Here is a 20,113-nt window from a genome sequence, read left to right on the forward strand (position 1 = left end):
GTGGATGTTCGTCCTCGATGCCCGCTTCCTCCGTGGTCGGGGCTTCTGCGTCCTGGCCCTGCTCGTGTTGCTCGTCGCGCCGTGGCGTGGCGCGAGCGCCCAGTCGCGGCTGCGCGTGGCCGGCGCCACGGCCAGCAACGAGGTGAAGCTGCGCACGACGTCGGAGGACTTCCGCGCGGTGCTGCGGGTGGACCTGCTGTCGCCTCCCTCCGCGGACGCGGGCGTGCAGGACGGGCTGCCCGGCGGCGTGACGGTGCTGGTGGACCCGCTGCAGGCGAGCGACGGCTCGCAGGTGGCGCTGGCGGCGGTGGTGCGCGAGACGGCCTCGGCGGACGCGGGCGTGGCGCCGTTGTCCTCGCGCTCGCCGCTGCACGTGGAGGTGTCCGGGAAGCTGCCGGCGGCGGGGGACTACACGGGGCAGGTGGTGTTGGTGCACGAGGGCGGGCGCGAGACGACGTCGCTCATCGTCACGCGGGTGCAGGCGGTGCCGGCGGTGCAGTTCGTGGCGACGTCGCCCGCGGTGGCGGCGCCGGGGTGGGGCTTCGGCGCGGTGGACGCGACGGTGCGCCTGCCGTTCAAGGAGACGGCGGGGGTGACGGGGAAGGTGTCGGTGCCGAGGCTGCTCCAGCTCTCGCACAAGGCGCCGGACCTGGGGGCCACGCTGGTGCAGCCGCGCTTCGGTGGCGCGGACTTCTGGTTGGAGGGTGGGGGCAAGGACGGGGCGGACTTGGACCTCTCCACGGTGGAGGGCGTCACGGTGGCGGCGAATGGCAGCGGCACGCTGCTGATGCGGTTGAGGGGGCTGGACGGGCCGGGCGAGTACACGGGCACGGTGCGCATGGCGGTGCCGCAGGGCGTGGCGGTGGAGCAGTCGTTCACGGTGTGGGTGAGGACGCCGTGGCTGTGGGGCGCGCTGCTCATCGCGGCGGGCGCGGTGTCGTCGTATGGCGTGCGGCTGTACACGCAGAGCATCCGGCCGAGGGCGCAGCAGCTCCAGCGGGCGCGCGTGCTGCGGCGGAGGATGAGTGTGTTGTTGGAGGGCCAGGAGGAGGACGCGCGCAAGGTGGGGCTGGAGGTGCGCGGGCGCATCGACGCGCTCATCTCGCGCATCCGCTCGCCGGTGAGGGGTGGTCGGGTGGCGGACGGGGAGCTTGCGCGAGTGGAGTCCGAGCTGCGGCTGTACGAGGCGTGGCGCGGCTGTTCGCGCGAGCTGCGGGCGCTTCCGCCGGAGATGCGCCCCGAGTCGGCGAGCGCGGCGCTGGAGGAGGCGGAGACGTCGCTGCGGCTGGGCACGGTGCCGGCGGAGCGGCTGGAGGAGCAGCTCAAGGTGCTGCGCGGGCAGAACGTGCAGGAGCTGGCGCGGGCGGGGCTGAAGGCGAAGCTGGAGGAGCTGGAGGCGCAGGCGCGAGCGCTGGCGCAGAAGCTGGGGGAGGACAGCCTGGGGTTCCGGCTGACGTATGAGCTGTTGCCGTTGCTGCAGGACGTGAGGGCGCGGCTGGGGCAGGGGGACGTGGCGACGGCGCGGCAGCAGTTCGAGATGGCGCGTCGCTCGTACTTCGATGTGCTGTGCGCGGAGCTGTCCCAGGCGGTGGCGTCGCCGCGCAATCCCCGGGGCTTCTCGTTGGAGGAGTGGCGGGAGCTGACGTCGGACGTGAAGGAGCGGCTGAAGCAGGCGCGAGCGCGCGCGGACGTGAACGTGGACGAGGGCTTCCGGCTGTACCAGGGGGCGTACGCGCACTACGTGCGGCGGTTGTTGTTGGAGCTTCGCGGCGCGGTGGAGGAGGCGCGGAGCGCGGCCACGGAGGCGCAGAAGACGGACCTGGACGCGGCGGAGGCGAAGCTGCGCGAGGCGATGTTGGCGCTGGCGGCGGAGTCGCCGCACGAGGCCTCGGCGAGGTATCGCGAGGCGCGGGACGCGCTCCACCGCGCGCAGACGGGACAGGTGCGTGTGCGGATTGCCGGGTTGCGCGCGGAGGTGTCGCGCAAGCGGGGGGAGGCGGAGGGCGAGGGGCAGTTGCATGAGCTGGGGCACATCAACGCGTTGCTGAACGAGGCGGAGCTGGCGCTGACGCCCGAGACGTTGCAGGACGCGGAATACAAGGCGGACAAGGCGCAGCTGGCGTTGGAGGGGTATCCGAGCTCCCAGGGGGTCGGGATGGGGCGACCGGGGACTCCGCTGTCGTTCGTGGAGCGGGGCTCGACGGCGTCGGTGCCGGAGGTGCCCTCGGCCAGTGCGCCCACGGGGGGCAGCCTGCCCGCGTTGCCGGAGGCGCCCGTGGGGGCGGAGGACGCGGGAGGGGCGCTGGGGGAGTTGGAGGGGATGCCGTTGCCGGCGGCGCGCCATCTGTGGCTGGTGGAGCTGGCGATGTTGGTGTTGCTGACGGGCGTGGCGGTGGTGTTGGGGCTTCAGTTGCTCAATGTCTTCTCACCGACGTGGGGAGGCTTTGGCGCGGGGATGACGGCGTTCCTGTGGGGCTTTGGCTTGCATCAGGTGGGCAACGCCAGCTTCGAGGGACTGGCGGGCCTGTTGACCCGCGTGGACCGACGGGGCGGCGCGAGCGCGGGTGGGGACTCCTGAGATGCTGCAATGGTGAGTATGCGGGCGTCTCTGTATCTGCGTCATGACGTGTATGAGCGCATGGGTGACGGGGATGTGATTGTCTACCGCTGCCTGGAGTTGATTCCGGGTGGCGGGTTCGTGGTGCAGAGCGCGGACAGGATGCGAGGAGGGGACGGTCATGAGCGGCAGTTTCTCGAGCTCATGAGTGAGAGCGCGCCCGAGGAGCGATCGGAGCCGTGCGCCAGTCTTGTCGAGGCGATTGCGAAGTTCAGGGCAGAGTTTGGTATTTGACTGGGCATTGTGAATCACAGGGACGGCGGCGCGCGCCGGGGGCGGCGACGGACCGCGTCCACCCTGCGCTGAACGCGGCGGGGGGGGCCGCATCACGATGAGATGTATGGCCGGCTGTTGCCGGGACAGAAGCCGTTCGGTTGTGACGGGGGCCACAACTTCAGCTGCTGGAACTACGCGTTCTACGACGTGCTGCCACGGATGCTGGCGGTGCTCGACGGGCCGTGAGTCGACGGCGGTCCTGGAGCGAGGTCAGACCTCTTCGAACTCGGCGCCCGTGACGTTCGCTCGCAACAGGGCCGTTTTGATGTCCTCGGAGACAATGAGGGCAACACAGGAATCGTCAGTCGGCCCCTCGGATGGGCGGCGCGCCCCGACGTGAGCTCCCGGAGGTCTTCCAACTCGTGCCCGCGCTCATCCAACGGGGTCCCCAGGTACCAGTTCCCTGCCTGCACGGCTTCGTTGAGCCTGAAGTATCGATGGGGAGTCGGCATGGAGGAGGTCTTCCTGGCGTCCTCATTCCAGCAGGTCCCCGAAGGACCTGCCACCCGCTCTCTGTCTCTACCCCTCGGGTGGTATGGCTGGTGATGAGGCTCCGCTCGATGCTGGCGTGACTCATTGCTGGAAGGGGGCCCCTGTATGACCGGGTGGTGTCTGCTGCTCCTGGCGGTGGCGTTCGCGGAGTTCATCGCGATCTCCGTCCTCGTCGGGCTGAAGAAGGATGCGGAGGCGACACTTCGTTCGGTGAAGGATGAGGGTGAGCGGCAGCTCTCCGCCCTGCGTGAGCGCAATCGCGTGCTCGAGAAGTACCAGGCCATCATCGACGTGGAAGCCCACGTGGCGACGCTGCGAGACGAAGCCGAGAAGAGCGCCGCCGAGGTCCTGGCCAGCGCTTCAACGGAAGCCGCTTCCCTGCGAAGCCGTGCCGATGTGGACGCGGCGGAGATTCGCAAGCGTGCCGAAGGCTCCCTCGCGGATGCGAGCCGCGAGGCCAGCCGGCTCATCGAGTCCGCGAACAAGCGCGCACAGGAGATCGCCGGCGAGGCCTTCACGGCCATCCAGAAATCGAAGCAGCTGGAACAGACCGCCACGGCGATGCGCAACATCATCGAGGGATACGGAGACCGCTACCTTGAACCCACCCAGGGCGTGCTCGACGAACTGGCAGAGCAGTTCGGCTTCACCGACGCCGGTGCCAGGCTCAAGGCCTCCCGCGAGAAGATGCGCTCGATGATTCGCACGGGCAAGGCGGCCACCTGCAACTACGCGGAGGCCCACCGCCGCGCCACCGCCATCGAGTTCGTCCTCGACGCCTTCAATGGCAAGGTGGACTCCATCCTCGCGGACGTCCGCCACGACAACCACGGCACGCTCTCACAGAAGGTGCGCGACGCCTTCAGCGTCGTGAACCACAACGGGCAGGCCTTCCGGGAGGCACGAATCCAGCTGGACTACCTGAACGTACGCCTCGATGAGCTCAAGTGGGCCGTGGTGGTCAACGAGCTGAAGCTGAAGGAGCGCGAGGAGCAGCGGCTCATCAAGGAGCGCATCCGCGAGGAGGAGAAGGCCCAGCGGGAATTCGAGCGCGCCCAGCGGGAGGCCGAGAAGGAAGAAGACGTCCTTCGCAAGGCGATGGAGAAGGCCCGGAGCGAGTTCGAGAAGGCGGGGGACGCGCAGAAGGCCAGATACGAGGAGAAGCTCGCCGAGCTCGCCCTGAAGCTCCAGGAGGCGGAGGAGAAGAACAAGCGAGCCCTCTCCATGGCCCAGCAGACGAAGACAGGCCATGTCTACGTCATCTCCAACATCGGCTCCTTCGGCGAGGACGTCTTCAAGGTCGGGCTCACCCGCCGGCTGGAGCCGCTGGACCGCATCCGGGAGCTGGGGGATGCGAGCGTGCCCTTCGAGTTCGACGTGCACGCCCTCATCCACAGCGAGGACGCCCCCTCCCTCGAGCGCGAGCTGCACAAGCGCTTCGTCCGGGCCCAGGTCAACAAGGTCAATCCCCGCAAGGAGTTCTTCCGGGTCGCGCTCCGTGACATCCGACAGGTCGTCGACGAGATGGGCCTGCAGACCCAGTGGACGATGACCTCCGAGGCCCGGGAGTACCGGGAGACGCAGGCCGTCGAGCGCTCCATGCAGAGCCAGTCCTTCGAGGAGAGCACCTGGCTCAAGAAGCAGCTCGAGGCGCAGGACGCGATGCGCCTCGAAGCCACCCGTGGCGCCGAGCTCGCGGGATGACGCTCCCGCGCCCCGCCTACGGCGCCGGCAGCGGCTGCCAGTTCGGGTCCGGCCAGACGAACGGATTGCCCCCCTGGCCCGGATTCGCGTTGCCGAAGTACCGCTGGCAGCCCGCGGTGTTCCCCGGCTCCCCCCGAGACTCCCAGAAGCCCGGACATACCTCCGCCGGGATGCGCGTGCGGCAGTCCGCCATCGTCCGCTCGCCCGCGCTCGGCTGCGCGTAGTACGCGCTCACGAAGTTCCACGCGATGCGCTGGAGCGCCTGCACCGTGGCCGCGTTCGCACCCGCGGGCCCCGCGGCCCCCTCGGGCGAGGACCGGAACACGGAGGCATGGTGGACCGCGGCCATGAAGTACGCGCCCAGGTTCGTCAGGTGGACGTTGTCGCTGAAGAGCACGTTGAGCCGCTGCGACGTCGTCCCCGTGATGCCCGGCACCTCGCCCGCGATGACCCGCTCCACCAGGTCCACCAGCGCCGCGCCACCCGGAAGCGCACGCACGCGGTCCGCCCGCCCCTCGGCCTGCAGCGTGAGGTTCACCTTCGAAGACACACACTCCCACGCGACCTGCGCGTTCTTCTCATAGGCAATCCACCGCGAGGGGTTGGCTTTATCGATGTCCAACCACGTGTGATAGAAATACGTGACGGCCCGCGGGTTGCCGGCAATCAACCGGTCATGGAAGTGCCGCAGATAGCCGATGGTGTTCTCCCACTCGATGGTGCCCAGCAGGTCGTGCCGCTCGGTGATGAGCAGGGTGTCGTACTTCTCGCCCGTGCCCAGCGTCCGGGGGGACAAGAGCTCCTGCACCACGTCCATGCCGGAGCCCTCGCGGTTCTTCCCGCTGCGATACCCCTCCCAGCTCCCATTGCCCCAGGTCCGCACCCGGATGGGTGAACCAATCACATTCTGCTGGTTCCACTTGGAGTCCTTGCCCTTGCTCGCGGCGATGTCCGCGAAGTGGTCGGGCATGGGGTTGTCGAGCAGGCTGTGTCCGGAGAAGAAGACCCGGGCGCTCGTGATGGGCGCGGAGTCGGGCCCGCCCGCGTCCGGAACCCCCGCATCCGGAGTCCCCGAGTCTGGAGCACCGGCATCACCCGGACCGGCATCAGGCCCGCCCCCGTCCGGTGGCTGTGTGCCCGAATCCACGACATCGGGCGGGTCCTTCATGATGTTGGCCTCGCCACAGGCCAGTCCGAGGGAGCAGAGCAACAGGGCGCACAGGCCCCGACGTGATGCGTTCATGGTCCAGGCCTCATCTCGTGAACGTGAACGCTCTATCGCGGGCCTGAAGAGGAAGTCAGTACGTCAGCCGGCCTGCGATTTCGCACGGGACAGAGGTCTTCAGCCGGACTGTGATGCCCCAGGCCGCGGACGCCTTGCAATACCCCGAGTATGGGTTCGTAATGTCTGACGTCCGCACGATGCGGACGGCACGGGAGACACGATGAAGAACCTGCGATGGCTGATGTGCGCGGTGGCGCTGTCTGTCGTTGGCTGTGGTGGCCCTGTTCCGGAGGAGGAGGCGCTCTCCGAGGACCTCGCCGAGGGCCAGGTGTCCCAGGCCGCGGTGACGTGCACGGAGACCTGGGGCACGTGCAACGTGGGGCGGTGCGAGCTGGGAGCGCTCGACCGGTTCGCGATTCTCACCACGACCTGTTGTGACGAGAACGGCGCCTGTACCACCACGCGCAAGCGCATCTGCGGCTGCTAGCCACGGACGGCCTCCCGGTCCACCGCCGTCACGGTGGACCGGGGCCCGCGCGCCCTACCGCCGCCGGTCCTGGATGGTCTTGAACACGATGCGGTCCAAGAGGCCCGGGGTGAACAGCTTGAGGTACTGACCCACCTTGCCCTTGGTGGTCATCACCACCTCGCGCTCGCGCTGGTCCATGGCGCGCAGGATGATGGCCACGCAGGTGGCCACGTCCATGTTGTTGCCCTCGCTCTCGTCATGGGCGCTCACCTGGAGCGGCTTGCCGTCCTTGCCCAGCGCGTTGGCGCGCACGTTGGTGGACACGAAGCCGGGACACACCACCGTGACATCCACCCCCGTGCCCATCAGCTCCACGCGCAGCGAGTCGAAGAACCCGTGCATCGCGTGCTTGCTCGCCGCGTAGCCCGTGCGCGTGGGCACGCCCGTCTTCCCCGTCAGGGACGAAATCGCTACCAACAACCCACGCCGCGCCTTCAGATAGGGCAGCGCCGCGTGCGTGCAGTACACCGCGCCCAGGTAGTTGATGCGCATCAGCCGCTCGAAGATGCCCAGGTCCGTGACGTCCTCGAACTTCGCGTCCATGGAAATGCCCGCGTTGTTGACGAGCACGTCCACGCCGCCGAAGGCCTCCACCGCCTTCTCCACCATCCGCCGGCACGCCTCCGGGTCCCCCACGTCCGTGGCCACCGCCACGGCCTTGCCCCCCGCCGCCTCGCACCGCTGCTTCACCCGCTGGAGCGCCTCCTCGCTCCTGGCCGCCAGCACCAGGTTCGCGCCCCGCGCCGCCAGCGCCACCGACAGCTCCTCGCCGATGCCCATGGAGGCACCCGTCACGACCACGCACTTGCCTTGCATGGCCCGCATTCTCACCTCGCAGGAACGGCCCGTCGAGGGGCGCCTGCCCTGGGGCCTACACCCACGCACAGGGGTTCAGATCCACCGTGAATCGACCGGGTGACACTTCCTGGCGCCCCCGGTGTTCCAGTCGCGCCAACGCATTTCACGAGGGGAAGGAACACCATGTCGTCCATCGCGGTCATCGCCCAGGCTCACGCGGAGAACCTCGGGTGGCTCAGCAGCAAGCTGCTCGGCTTCACGCTCACCTCCGCCGAGTGGGTGCTCTGGATCCTGGTGTGCCTGTCGGTGCTGTCCATCGGCATCATGCTGGAGCGCGCGGTGTACTTCGCCCGGTACCGGCTGGCGGACTCGGAGGCGCTGGCGGTGCGGCTGGCGCGCGGCGAGCACGAGGCGGTGCGCGTGGCCATCCAGGGCAAGCGCGGCATGGAGGCGGCCATCATCCGCGAGGGCCTGGCCTCCAGCGAGCAAGGCGCCGACACCGTGGAGCAGGTCATCGCCTCCACCATGGCCCGCGAGCGTCCCCAGTATGAGCGCTTCCTCTCCTTCCTGGGCACCCTGGGCAACAACGCGCCGTTCATCGGCCTGTTCGGCACGGTGCTCGGCATCATCAAGGCGTTCAACGACTTGGGCGCCAGCAACGTGAAGGGCGCGGCCATCCAGCAGACGGTGATGGGCGGCATCTCCGAGGCGCTCGTCGCCACGGCCGTGGGCCTGGCCGTCGCGATTCCCGCCGTCGTCGCCTTCAACATCTTCAACCGTCAGCTCAAGACGCTCACCAGTCGCGCCAACGCCCTGGGCCACGCCCTGGTCGGCAGCCTGCGCGCGGAGGCCCGCTAGCCATGGCCGGAGGCGCGCAGGAGAACGAAGAAGAAATCACGGGCATCAACGTCACGCCGCTGGTGGACGTGGTGCTGGTGCTGCTCATCATCTTCATGGTGACGGCGAACTTCATCGTCCGGGAGACGGTGGAGGTGGACCTGCCCCGCGCGGCCAACGGCGGCGAGACGGTGCAGGGCCTGGTCAACGTGGTGCTCGACAAGGAGGGCAAGCTCTACTTCGACGGCGCGCTCGTCACCGAGCCGGAGCTGTCCGCCAAGGTCGCGGAGGCGGTGGCCAAGGACAAGGACACGCGCGCCATCATCAGCGCCGACCAGACCATCGCGTACGGCCAGGTGATGCGCCTCATCGACACGGTGAAGGGCCAGGGCATCGCCAAGTTCGCCCTCAACATCGAGAAGGACGCCGCGCCCGCGCCGCGGGGCTGACGTGAAGGCCATGAGTACGAGCGCGCTCGACAGTGAGTTCGTGTTGCCCCGCCGGGGCGGCAACGGGTTGTTCGTGGGGTTCGTCGCGGGCTCGCTCGCGCTGCACGGGTTGGGGTTGGTGGTGCTGCACACCCGTCCTCCCGAGCGCGCCGCGCCGCAGCGGCCCGTGGAGTTGGTGATGGTGGAGGTGACGAAGCCGCCGCCTCCGCCGCCCGAGGTGAAGGAGGAGCCCAAGCCCGAGCCGCCCCCGCCGCCCAAGGTGCGCGTGAAGCCCCCGCCGGTGAAGGTGGCCCAGGCCCCCAGGCCCCTGCCGCCTCCGCCCACGGAGGCCCCGCCGCCGCCCAACGAGACGCCGCCGCCGAGCGCGAAGCCCGCGCCCCTGGTGGTGGGCATGTCCCTGTCCTCCACCACCAGCGCCGGAGGCTTCGCGGCCCCGGTGGGCAACACGCTCTACGGCCGCACCGCCGACAAGGCCAAGGCGCCGCAAGAGGTGAAGGCCTACAGCGCGCCGAAGTACACGCCCATCTACCAGGTGGACCGTGAGCCGCAGCTCGCCAGCGAGGTGAAGGTCCCCTATCCCGAGGAGGCGCGCCGGCTGGGCGTCGAGGGCACGGTGACGCTGTCCATCACCATCGACCCGGAGGGCCGCGTGGTGAATGCGCGCGTGCTCAACGGGCCGGGGCACGGACTGGAGGAGGCCGCGCGCAACGCCATCCTCCGCTTCCGCTTCCGTCCCGCCTTCAAGGGCGGCGAGGCCGTGTCCACGGAGATGAAGTACGCCTATACCTTCCTGCTCGACTGAACCCCCGCTCCCGCTGGGAGAGGGCCGGAGCGAGGAGATGCATCGGTGGGCCTCATCCACATCCACGGCCCGGAACTGCCCGCCGACTCCTCCAGCACACCCTCACTCCGTCCCTTTGCCGGCGGGAGCCCACACGCCGTCTCCACGTCCCCGCTCCTGAAAGACCTATGTCCTCGAATGTGAATGCCCGCGCCGCGCTCGCCGCCGCCTCCCTGTGGGTGGCGACTCCGGTGCTCGCCCAGGCGCCCACGCCTCCGGCCCCGGGCGCGCAAGCCGCGGCCCAGCCTCAAATCACCAGGCCGCCCGCGCTGGTGCAGCCCGTGGAGGCCGTGTATCCGCCGGAGGCGCTCGCGCAGGGCCTCACCGCCTCGGTGCGCCTCATCATCACCATCGCCGAGGACGGCAGCGTCTCCGACGTGCAGCCCACCGAGCCCGCGGGCCATGGCTTTGACGAGGCCGCGCTCGCCGCCGTGCGCCAGTTCCGCTTCTCGCCCGCCGAGGTCGACGGCGTGCCCGCGCCCGTGCAGGTCGAGTACGTCTACCACTTCACCCTCACCCCGAAGGCCCCCGCCGAGGGCGCCGCCACCGAGGAGCCCGAGCAGCCCAAGGCCGTCCTCACCGGTCAGCTCATCTCGCGCGGCAGCCGCTCGCGCGTGGCCGGCGCCACCGTGCGCTGTGGCGACGACGCGGACGCGGCGGAGGCCGTGTCGGACGCGGACGGCCGCTTTACCCTCGAGGTGCCCCCGGGGGAGTGCGCGGTGCGCGTCGTCGCCTCCGGCTACCAGCTCTACCAGACGAAGGAGACGCTGAAGGCGAACGAGACCACGGAGGTGAACTTCTACCTGGCCCCGGCCGGGAGCGCCTTCGAGACGGTGGTGCGCTCGGACCGCCCGAAGAAGGAGGTGGTCCGCCGCACGGTGACACGCGAGGAGGCGCAGAAGACGCCGGGCACCTTCGGTGACCCCATCCGCGTCCTCCAGACGCTGCCCGGTGTCGCGCGCGCGCCGTTCATCTCGGGGGACCTGCTGGTGCGCGGCTCCAACCCGGGCCAGACGGCGACGCTGATGGACGGGGTGCGCATCCCCAACCTCTTCCACCTGCTCGGCGGCCCGTCGGTGGTGAACGCCGAGTTCATCGACTCGCTCGACTTCTTCCCGGGCGGCTACGGCAGCCAGTACGGCCGCGCGGTGGGCGGCGTGGTGGACGTGACGACGCGCAAGGGCGCGGCGGACACGGTGCACGGCTCGGTGAAGGTGGACCTGCTCGACGCGGGCTTCTTCCTCGAGGCGCCCATCACCGACGGCATCAGCGTGGCGGCGTCCGCCAGGCGCTCGTACATCGACACCATCCTCCCCGCGGTGCTTCCCAAGGACGAGGGCACCACGCTCTCCATCGTCCCGGTGTACTGGGACTACCAGCTCCGGCTGGACTTCGGCGCCCCGCGCGGCTCCACCCCGGAGCCCGGCGCGGCGCGCAGCACCGGCTACGTCATGGCCTTCGGCAGTGACGACAAGCTGCGCCTGGTCACCGGCGGCGAGGAGTCCTCCGCGGACATCGAGCTGAACACGCACACGCGCTTCCACCGCGTGAAGGGCGACTGGACGTACCGCAAGGGCAACTTCAGCTCCGTCTTCACGCCGTACGTGGGCGTGGACTACTTCGACATCTCCTTCGGCAACTACATCGAGGACGACACCATCTACTCGCTGGGCGCGCGCGAGGTGATGGCCCTGGACGTCTCCTCGCTGCTCACCGTGCGCACGGGTCTGGACGTCTACTTCGACCACGTGAAGATCGACGTGCAGGCCCCCTCCGTGGGCGGGGCCGAGTACGTGCCCTTCCCGGGCTCGGAGCCCGTCTCGGAGCTCATCTACGAGAAGCGCACCATCAACGGCTTCGACGGCGCGCTCTTCGCGGAGGCGGACCTGAAGCTCGGCCCCGTCACCATCACGCCGGGCGTGCGCGGCAACTTCCAGAAGGTGGGCGGCACGCGCAACTTCCTGTTGGACCCGCGCCTGTGGGTCCGCTACGGGTTCAGCGAGCGCACCGCCTTCAAGGGCTCGCTCGGCCTCTACAGCCAGCCGGCGGACACCTTCCAGTTCGTCTTCGCCCCGTACGGCAACCCGCTGCTCGGCTACCAGCGCGCCTTCCAGTCCAGCCTCGGCGTGGAGCAGCGCCTTACCGACGTGTGGAACGTGGACGTCACGGGCTTCTTCAACCGCCGCTTCGAGAACGTGGTGTCTCCGGGTGACGTGCGCCCCTCGGACAACGGCAGCTTCGTCCAGGACCGCTTCGTCAACATGGGCATCGGCAAGGCGTACGGCGTGGAGCTCATGGTGAAGAAGGAGCGCGCCTCCGCCACCGACAAGTGGTACGGCTGGCTGTCTTACACCCTCAGCCACGCCGAGGATGGCCGCGCGGGCCTCAAGCCCCGCGCCGAGAACCCGCTCGGGGATGACGGCCTGCCGGGCGTGGGCGAGGAGACCTACGGCCCCAGCCCCTGGGACCAGACCCACATCCTCACGCTGGTGGCCAACTACGTGCTCGGCAACGGCTGGGAGCTGGGCGGGCGCTTCCGCCTCACCACCGGCCGTCCGGTGACGCCGCTGGTGCATCCGCATGACATCTACAACTCGGACTCGAACAACTACTCGCCGTCGTACGGGCGCTATCTCTCCGGGCGGGCCTCGAGCTTCCATCAGCTCGACGTGCGCGTGGAGAAGGGCTGGCGCTTCGACAACTGGACGCTCGCGCTCTACCTGGACGTCCAGAACCTCTACAACGCGGAGAACGTCGAGTTCGTCTTCAACGACTACCGCTACCGCAAGGAGATGGAGATTCCCGGCATCCCCATCCTCCCCGTGCTGGGCGTGAAAGGGAGCTTCTGACCATGGGGACCTGGTTCAAGTGTGGCGGACTGTTGTTGATGGCGCTGGGCGCGGTGGCCTGCGTCGACCCGGATGACCACTCGTCCCACGTGCGCGACCTGCGCGTGCTGGGTATCGCCGTGGAGCGTCCGGAGCTGATGGCTCCGACGTGCGAGCCCACCGCGGAGGCGCTGGAGGTGCTCACCGAGCAGGTGTCCTACCGGGCGCTGCTGGTGGACCCGTTGGGGCAGGGGCGCTCCATCGCCTACACGCTGACGGCCTGCGCGGACCCGGAGGACTCGCTCTGCGAGGACGCCTCGAAGCGCGTGGAGCTGGCGCGGGGCACCACGACGGCGGGCGAGCTGGTGCTGCCCATCCGGCCGGGCGCCTCGCAGCTCGCGGACGGGACGCTCTTGCTGGACGCGGTGCGCGAGGCGGACCCGTACCAGGGCTTCGGGGGCCTGCGCATGCCGCTGGTGCTGCACGTCACCGCGGGCGAGGAGGGCGTCTACGCGCAGAAGCTGATGGTCTTCACGTGTCCGCTGGTGCCGGGCATGGCGCCCAACCAGCAGCCTCGGCTGCAGGGGCTCACGCTGGACGACGCGGCGTGGGACGCGGAGGCGCTGCCCGAGCTCCAGGGGCAGGGGCCTTTCGTGGTGCGCGCCAATGACATCTCCGCGCTCGAGGAGTCGTACGTGGTGCCGGGGTTCCGCAAGGAGGCGGTGCAGCTCAAGGAGTCCTGGGCCATCACCTGGCACGCGACGTTGGGGAAGTTCTCCGTGGAGGAGACGGAGAGCGTGGAGTTCAACGGGCAGCCGGGCCGCCACCGCACGGAGTGGGAGCCGCCGGAGAAGGACGGGGTGGCACAGGAGGTCACCTTCTGGGCGGTGGTGCGAGACGGGCGGGGAGGCAGCTCCTGGCTCGTCCGTCGGGCGCGCTGGACGCCGTGACGTGGTAGCGGATGGCTCGCAAGGGGGCGGCCATCCGGGGTATGCCCGGTGCTCGCGCGAGGCCGGGCCGGAGCTGGAGCGGAAGTGGGACGCGGATGATGAGTGGGAGCACAGCGCGCCGGTGGGGACGCGTGGCCTGCGTGTTGGCCATGTGGGTGCTGGGAGTGTGGACGCGTGAGGCCCACGCGGCCCGTCGTGACGAGGCGCCCGACGCCACGTTGCGCCGCTTCGCGCTCATCGCGGGCTCCAGCGAGGGCGGCCCGGGGCGCGAGCGCTTGCGCTACGCGGGCTCGGATGCCCTGGCGATGTCGCGGGTGCTGCAGGAGCTGGGCGGCGTGGCCTCGGCCGACCAGGTGCTGTTGCTGGAGGCGGACCGGGGCGCGTTGCTGGCCGCGCTCGAGCGGCTCGTGACGCTGGTGGAGGCCGCCGCCGTGCCGGGGCTCCGGCGCGAGCTGGTGGTGTACTACTCGGGCCACTCGGACGCGGACGGGCTGTTGCCGCGCGGCGAGCGCGTCTCCTACGACGATTTGCGCAAGCGGATGTCCCGCGTGCCGGTGGACGTGCGCATCGCCATCCTGGACTCGTGTGGCTCGGGCGCGCTCACGCGCTACAAGGGTGGGCTCCGGCGGCCCGCGTTCCTCACGGATGCGTCCGCGCAGGTGCGGGGGCATGCGTACCTGGCCTCGAGCTCCGCGGATGAAGTGGCGCAGGAGTCGGACACCATCGGCGCGTCGTTCTTCACGCACTTCCTGGTGACGGGGCTGCGCGGCGCGGCGGACATGTCCGGGGATGGGCGCGTCACGTTGCACGAGGCGTATCAGTTCGCGTTCCACGAGACGCTGGCGCGCACGGAGCGCTCGCAGGGGGGGCCGCAGCACGCGGCCTATGACATCCAGCTGGCGGGCAGTGGGGACCTGGTGATGACGGACCTGCGCGGCTCGAGCGCGCGTCTGGGGATTGCCGAGGAGGTGCACGGGCGGCTGTTCGTGCGCGACTGGGGCAACCAGCTGGTGGCCGAGCTTCGCAAGCCGCTGGGGCGCAGGCTGTCGTTGGGGTTGGAGCCGGGGCGCTACCACGTCACGTTGGAGCGTCCGTCGCAGCGCTTCGAGGCGGAGCTGGTGGTGGGGGTGAAGGGGGGCGCGGAGCTGCGGGTGGGGGACTTCGTCCCGGTGACGCTGACGCGCACGGTGTCGCGTGGGGGCGTGGTGACGGATGTGCCGCTCGCGCGGGAGTCCTCGGGTGCGCGGGAGGATTTGCCGTCGGTGCCGGTGAACCTGTCGCTGGTGCCTCCGCTATCGACGACGTCGCTGTGGGGTGGGGGTGGGCTCAACCACCTGGCGTTGGGGGGGCTGGCGGTGCGCTCGTTCCAGTTGCGTGGGGTGGGGGTGGCGGGAGGGTTGGGGTGGGTGGATGGGACGATGGAGGGGGCGCAGGTGGCGGGCATCGCCAACGTGACGGGGGGCGAGGTGTTGGGGCTCCAGCTGGCGGTGGGTGGCAACCTGGCCTTCGGTGGGGCGACGGGGGCGCAGATGGCGGCCATCGTGAACTACTCGGAGCGGGCCTTCAGCGGGCTGCAGCTCTCGGTGGTGGGCAACCGCGCGGACGAGCAGATGCAGGGCTCGCAGCTCGCGGTGGGCGTCAACATGGTGGAGCGGCTGACGGGAGCGCAGGTGGGGCTCTTCAACCTGGCGGGCAGTGTGTCGGGCGCGCAGGTGGGCTTCATCAACGTGGCGGGGAACGTGAAGGGGGTGCAACTGGGGCTCATCAACATCGCGGATGACGTGTCGGTGCCCATCGGGTTGTTGAGCCTGGTGCGCAAGGGGCGCATCGCGTTCGAAATCTGGGCGGACGAGGTCTCTCCGTTGTCGGTGGGAGTGAAGTACGGCAGCCGCACGGTGCATGTGATTGCGAGCGCGGGGGTGTCGCCGTGGAAGGATTCGTGGCGGACCTTCAAGTCGTTGGGCGTGGGGGTGCACCTGCCGGTGGGGGCGGCGGACCGCTACTACGTGGACCTGGACCTCTCGCTGGGAGGGTGGACGCCGCAGTTGTTCGAGGAGGGGAGGCCGAACAACCTGTATCGGCTGCGCGCGAGCTTCGGCTGGGAGCTCAAGCGGCGCTTCGCGGTGTTCGGCGGGTTGTCGCTGAACGCCTACAAGCCGCCCGAAGAGGACCCGGACCAGGACGTGACGTGGATGCCGCAGTGGCAGACGGGCCGAGGGGCCTCCGGCACGCGCATGTGGCCCGGCCTGTTCCTGGGCGTGCGCATCTGACGCGCGTCAGACCTCCTCGAACGCGGCCCCGGTGACCTTGGCCTGCTCCAGGGCCACCTTGAGGTCCTCGGAGACGATGAGGGCGATGGTCCATCCCCAGGTGCGGAACACCTTGGCTCCGCCCACTTTCGTCGAGTCGATTCGCATGCCGAAGACACTGCGGTACTGGTCGAGCTTGTCCGGACGTTCATCCTCCGGCTTCCAGTAGAGGACCTCTTCGGTGGCCTGGTCGTCGATGCAGCGGATGAGCTTGGTGGCCACGAGCATGACGTACTGCTCTGGAGTGCCTTCGACATCGACGGGGAAGAGCTGAACGTCGTCGGGCGCCAGCTCCGCGAAGAGGTGGGCCACGCGGACATGGACGATGGGCGCGCTCCCGACGCCTGCCATACAGAAGTCCAATCGTCGTCCAGGCTCTCTGATGGGAAACGTCAGACGGCCTGGAGGCGGGATGGGCTGTCCCATCGCGAAGGCCCAGATGTCCTCGACCTCCTGACCCGTCTCGCCCGAGGGGTCTCCCAGGTACCAGTTCCCGCCTTGGACGTCTTCGCTGAGCCTGAAGTAGCGCGGTGGGTTCGGCATGACGGATGCTCTAGCTATCACACTAGCCCTGCGTCAGAAGCTTATGGAGTCGTGTCCCGGGCGTCTGTGCTTCCTGGGCGAGTTTGCGCAGCTCGCTGGTGAGTGCCTTGCGACAATCCACCACGGTTCGACATCCTGACAAAGCCTGCCTCAGTCGCTCGTCGATCTGCTTGTGATAACGCATGGGATGGGGGCCTTTATGGCCTGCGACCTTGACGATGTTCTCCGGGTCCTTGAGTTCCATCCCGGCGCGGGTGAAGAGCTCTCGGAATCGTGGCGTCCAAGGTCCTCCTCGCGCCGTGGAGACGTCGTTCTTGTTCGTGGCGATGTGATGCTTGTGGGGCTTGCCCATGCCCTGGTTCGCCATGGCCAGCGCATTCGGCGCGAGTGCGACGGTGAATCCCTCCGAAGTGAGCGCGATGGACCGGACGCTTCCCACCGCCGCATATTGGAAGCCGGCCTGGGTCTCCACGGCGAGGGCTGCCTGCGCCGAACCTGGGAGTCGAGGGGCCTTCGCCGCGAGCCCGGCCGTGTTGCCGATGGCGGCCGTGGCCAACATCAAGAAGACGCGTGCTGAGTTCTCCCCGAGGACTTCGCCGTAGGCCTCGCCGGCCGAGTGGAGCTGCTCGAAGGTCCTGGCCTGGTCGACCGCGCGGACCAGCGTCAGCCATCCATCCAGCAGGCTCCACACCGTGTCCACGCCGAGATAGGCGATGGCGAGGGCCGTCAACGTGGCCGCGACGCCCTTGGACACGGGCTCGGGGAGCGCCCAGAGCAGCAGGTACATGGTCACCGCGGAGGTGAGGGTGGCCATGACCGCGCTCGGGTCCGTCATGTCATCGAGGGCCTCCAGCGACGCTTCCCATACGGAGCCGAGGGCGATGGCCAGCGCCAGCGTGTACTTGCCATCGCTGGCCAATAGAGGGCCTTCATCGAGCAGACGTAAGCAGTCTCCAGGCTGGTCACGTCGTTCGCACCACTGGCCATAGGCGCGCGTCAGCTCGTCGTCCGCATAGGACTCGAGCAGGTGGGGGCCCGCTCCATCCTCCTGGGACTGGGGAATGAGCCGTGATGGGCCGCGCTCGTACCGGTACACACCGCTGCGTGTGGGCACGCCGAAGAGCTCCCGTGCCTCCTTCATGGGATGGCGGAAGGGCGGAACGTCCCGGGCCAGCGCCGCCAGTGACTCCTCGAACTCAGCGTCGTCGATTCTGGCCTCTTCGACCTCACCGCCGACGTCTTCGTACGGGGTGAGCGTCACGGAGCCGTGCTCCGTCTCCAGCCGCACGACCCGGCTCGTCGCACAGCCAGGGATACACATCATCACGAGCAGCGGTAGTGCTCTGCGGAGCCACATGGAGAATCCCCCGGCGAGTCGCCAGCAATGCGCGGGCATCATCGTTGAGTGCCGGGTGTGTGCTCCACATGTCGCCTCCTCAAGGCCCTGGCTTCGAGCAGGGCCTCACTCGCGCAGGAGCCACTCCAGCAGTTCCTTGGCCGAGTCCACGTGGACGAAGTGGCCGGCGTTGGGGAACGTCGTCACCGGGCAACCAGCGGCCTCCAGGCGCGCGGCCTCGGCGTCGGAGACGTAGCGCGAGCGGCCTCCTCGGACAGCGCGCATGGGCGGACGGTCCGGACGCTCCACCGCGACCCACAGGTCCGTGCCGTTGACGCGCGAGTGCAGCTCCGCGAGCGCCTGCCGGTCGAAGCGCCAGCGCACCCCTTCTCCCTCCGGCATCAGGTTCATCACGAGCCAGTCGGCCAGGTGGTCGGACAGCCCACGCGAGGTGAGCTCGGCGCGCATGTCCTTGCGGTTGGGCGCGCGCGGCGGCGCCTGGAGGAGGATGCCCAGCACCATGCCGCTGTCGGACAAGTCGTACGGCACGGGGCCCGGCGCGATGTCGAGCAGCGAGACGTGGGCGACCGCCTCCGGGACGTGGAGGCTGGCGGCGAGCGACACGCGGCCTCCGAGCGAGTGGCCCACCCAATGGAGCGCGCCGCTGAAGCCCTGGGCCCGCGCGGTGTCCACCACGTCGCGCGCCACGCTGAAGAGGTCCGAGCTGGGCGGCGGGACAGGGGAGGCGCCATGGCCGGTGAGGTCCGGGAGGAGGAAACGGCGCCGAGGGTCCGCCGCGCTCCACGCCGTCGCCAGCGAGCGCAGGTTGCGCCCCGTGCCCAGGAAGCCGTGCAGCAGCACCGTGGGCACATCCCCCTCACCGACCTGGAAGCTCTCGAGGACCACGCGACTCACACCTTTCTGGCCAGCCCGGGTGCGCTTGACCCGGGGGTGGGCCGTGCCGCTTCATACCCCGAACTTCTCATCGACGAGGTCGCTTCGCGTGTCCACTGTCTCCCTGTTGTTGTTCGTGCTCGCCGCCGCCCCCGTGACGGGCAAGGCCGCTGACCCGAAGGCCGCCATCACCACAGTGCTGGATGACTGGCACCTGGCCGCCGCCCAGGCGGACGAGGCGCGCTACTTCAAGTACTTCACCCCCGACGCCATCTACCTGGGCACCGACGCCACCGAGCGCTGGACGCGCGACGAGTTCCGCGCGTGGGCGAAGCCCTACTTCTCGAAAGGCAAGGCGTGGACCTTCAAGGCCACCTCGCGCCACATCACCCTGTCCAAGGACGGCAAGGTGGCCTGGTTCGACGAGGTGCTCGACACGCCGAACCTGGGGCCCAGCCGTGGCAGCGGCGTATTGGTGAAGGACGGCGCCACCTGGAAGATCGCCCAGTACAACCTGTCCATCCCCATCCCGAACGACATCGTCGATGACGTGGTGAAGCGCATCGCGGAGGCGCCGAAGCCCGCGGCGGCGCCCGCGCCGAAGAACTGAGTTGTCGCAGAGCCCCTGAGTGGGAAATCTCGGCCTGGGGGCATCACCGACAATGGCCCCGAACAGGACGAACCTCATGCCGGCACGAGGTCTGCATTGGCCTCCTCGTGGCGCTTCTCTCCGGTGGTCGGAGGAAGGGCCGCGGGGCAGCGCCACGTGTGAAGCCAGACGCTGCAACGACATGGCGACGCACGCGACGAAAGCGACCCTGCCAGAACGTCACATGAGGTGAATCACCGTCATGAATCAGAATAAGTCCAGCCAGCACCGCCGTTACCGTCGCGGCATGACGCTCATTGAAATCATGGTGGTCATCACCATCCTCGGGCTCATCGCCGCGGCGGTCGGCGTCGCCGTCATGCCCATGCTGGGAGAAGCGAAGGGAGACAGGGCCTCGTTGGACATCAAGAACATCGAGACCGCCCTCAAGCTCCACTACACGAAGACAGGGCGCTTCCCGGACACGAGCGCGGGGCTCGGCGCGCTCGTGGAGAGCCGGGTCCTCGAGCAGCTCCCCAAGGACCCGTGGCAGAACGACTACGTGTACCTCAACGAGGGCGGCCGCCCCGTCGTCCTCTCCTACGGCGCGGATGGCGCCGCGGGCGGCGAGGACGAGAACGCGGACATCGCGTCCAATGCCACGCTTTCTCCGCGGGGGTGATGGGCGAACGCAGAGGGAGGGTTTTCCCCCTGGGAATGGGTTGAAGACGCCCTGAGCCCCTCGCGGGCCGCCAGGGCGTCACGGCTGGAGACTTCACTCCTGGCGTGTGGGGCCAGGCAGGCGACGCCTCCAGCGCCCTTCTCTCACCTTGCATCCAAGGCACACGCCAAAGTATCTGGCCCGAACCTGGTGTGCTGCGGAATCCGGGCACTCA

The 20,113-nt window shown here is 69.2% G+C and carries 17 protein-coding genes; 12 read left to right on the forward strand and 5 right to left on the reverse strand.

The window, feature by feature from the left end:
• Positions 1–4 precede the first annotated feature (4 nt).
• The 3 genes from K8640_RS04180 to K8640_RS04185 all read left to right on the forward strand — a co-directional run bounded on the left by K8640_RS04180 (position 5) and on the right by K8640_RS04185 (position 5,089).
• Positions 5–2,578: a hypothetical protein gene (locus K8640_RS04180; protein ID WP_223745883.1), complete on the forward strand. Its 2,574-nt coding sequence runs from the start codon at positions 5–7 to the stop codon at positions 2,576–2,578.
• A 375-nt stretch (positions 2,579–2,953) separates the two neighbouring features.
• Positions 2,954–3,079: a hypothetical protein gene (locus K8640_RS42430; RefSeq protein WP_255652661.1), complete on the forward strand. Its 126-nt coding sequence runs from the start codon at positions 2,954–2,956 to the stop codon at positions 3,077–3,079.
• Between the two features lie 411 nt (positions 3,080–3,490).
• Positions 3,491–5,089: a DUF4041 domain-containing protein gene (locus tag K8640_RS04185; protein WP_223745884.1), complete on the forward strand. Its 1,599-nt coding sequence runs from the start codon at positions 3,491–3,493 to the stop codon at positions 5,087–5,089.
• A gap of 16 nt (positions 5,090–5,105) precedes the next feature.
• On the opposite strand, the gene K8640_RS04190 is transcribed toward K8640_RS04185, so the two are convergent.
• Positions 5,106–6,332 (reverse strand): hypothetical protein, encoded by a 1,227-nt coding sequence (locus K8640_RS04190; protein ID WP_255652781.1) that lies wholly within the window; start codon positions 6,330–6,332, stop codon positions 5,106–5,108.
• A gap of 202 nt (positions 6,333–6,534) precedes the next feature.
• Here K8640_RS04190 and K8640_RS04195 point away from each other — a divergent pair, with 202 nt between their 5' ends.
• The gene (locus tag K8640_RS04195) at positions 6,535–6,801 is read left to right on the forward strand and encodes a hypothetical protein (protein WP_223745885.1); all 267 of its coding nucleotides are present in this window, start codon (positions 6,535–6,537) and stop codon (positions 6,799–6,801) included.
• Between the two features lie 54 nt (positions 6,802–6,855).
• Here the strand turns inward: K8640_RS04195 and K8640_RS04200 are convergent, their stop codons facing one another.
• Complete coding sequence (locus tag K8640_RS04200) at positions 6,856–7,668, reverse strand: SDR family oxidoreductase (protein WP_223745886.1); 813 nt, start codon at positions 7,666–7,668, stop codon at positions 6,856–6,858.
• Positions 7,669–7,824: 156 nt separating this feature from the next.
• Here K8640_RS04200 and K8640_RS04205 point away from each other — a divergent pair, with 156 nt between their 5' ends.
• The 6 genes from K8640_RS04205 (at position 7,825) to K8640_RS04230 (ending at position 15,816) form a co-directional block, all read left to right on the forward strand.
• A complete protein-coding gene (locus K8640_RS04205; protein ID WP_046710965.1) occupies positions 7,825–8,499 on the forward strand; it encodes a MotA/TolQ/ExbB proton channel family protein in 675 nt (224 codons plus the stop codon).
• Positions 8,500–8,501: 2 nt separating this feature from the next.
• A complete protein-coding gene (locus K8640_RS04210) occupies positions 8,502–8,927 on the forward strand; it encodes a biopolymer transporter ExbD (RefSeq protein WP_141333083.1) in 426 nt (141 codons plus the stop codon).
• A gap of 10 nt (positions 8,928–8,937) precedes the next feature.
• Complete coding sequence (locus K8640_RS04215; RefSeq protein ID WP_223745887.1) at positions 8,938–9,729, forward strand: energy transducer TonB; 792 nt, start codon at positions 8,938–8,940, stop codon at positions 9,727–9,729.
• 167 nt (positions 9,730–9,896) lie between these two features.
• Positions 9,897–12,617, forward strand: a complete 2,721-nt coding sequence (locus K8640_RS04220; protein WP_223745888.1) for a TonB-dependent receptor — start codon at positions 9,897–9,899, stop codon at positions 12,615–12,617.
• Positions 12,618–12,619: 2 nt separating this feature from the next.
• Positions 12,620–13,546 carry a hypothetical protein gene (locus K8640_RS04225; RefSeq protein WP_223745889.1) on the forward strand — a complete coding sequence of 309 codons (927 nt, stop codon included), beginning with the start codon at positions 12,620–12,622 and terminating at the stop codon, positions 13,544–13,546.
• A 95-nt stretch (positions 13,547–13,641) separates the two neighbouring features.
• Complete coding sequence (locus K8640_RS04230; protein ID WP_223745890.1) at positions 13,642–15,816, forward strand: LA_2272 family surface repeat-containing protein; 2,175 nt, start codon at positions 13,642–13,644, stop codon at positions 15,814–15,816.
• A 6-nt stretch (positions 15,817–15,822) separates the two neighbouring features.
• Here the strand turns inward: K8640_RS04230 and K8640_RS04235 are convergent, their stop codons facing one another.
• From K8640_RS04235 to K8640_RS04245, 3 genes are all read right to left on the reverse strand, one after another.
• Positions 15,823–16,398, reverse strand: coding sequence for an imm11 family protein (locus K8640_RS04235; RefSeq protein WP_223745891.1), 576 nt, complete (start codon positions 16,396–16,398; stop codon positions 15,823–15,825).
• Positions 16,399–16,420: 22 nt separating this feature from the next.
• Positions 16,421–17,755: an AHH domain-containing protein gene (locus tag K8640_RS04240; RefSeq protein WP_223745892.1), complete on the reverse strand. Its 1,335-nt coding sequence runs from the start codon at positions 17,753–17,755 to the stop codon at positions 16,421–16,423.
• A gap of 105 nt (positions 17,756–17,860) precedes the next feature.
• Complete coding sequence (locus tag K8640_RS04245; protein ID WP_223745893.1) at positions 17,861–18,640, reverse strand: alpha/beta fold hydrolase; 780 nt, start codon at positions 18,638–18,640, stop codon at positions 17,861–17,863.
• 97 nt (positions 18,641–18,737) lie between these two features.
• Here K8640_RS04245 and K8640_RS04250 point away from each other — a divergent pair, with 97 nt between their 5' ends.
• A complete protein-coding gene (locus tag K8640_RS04250; RefSeq protein ID WP_223745894.1) occupies positions 18,738–19,238 on the forward strand; it encodes a nuclear transport factor 2 family protein in 501 nt (166 codons plus the stop codon).
• 241 nt (positions 19,239–19,479) lie between these two features.
• Positions 19,480–19,899, forward strand: a complete 420-nt coding sequence (locus K8640_RS04255; protein WP_223745895.1) for a type II secretion system protein GspG — start codon at positions 19,480–19,482, stop codon at positions 19,897–19,899.
• The last annotated feature ends 214 nt before the right edge of the window (positions 19,900–20,113 follow it).

The organism is Myxococcus sp. XM-1-1-1, from assembly GCF_020037095.1.
Lineage (GTDB): Bacteria > Myxococcota > Myxococcia > Myxococcales > Myxococcaceae > Myxococcus > Myxococcus fulvus.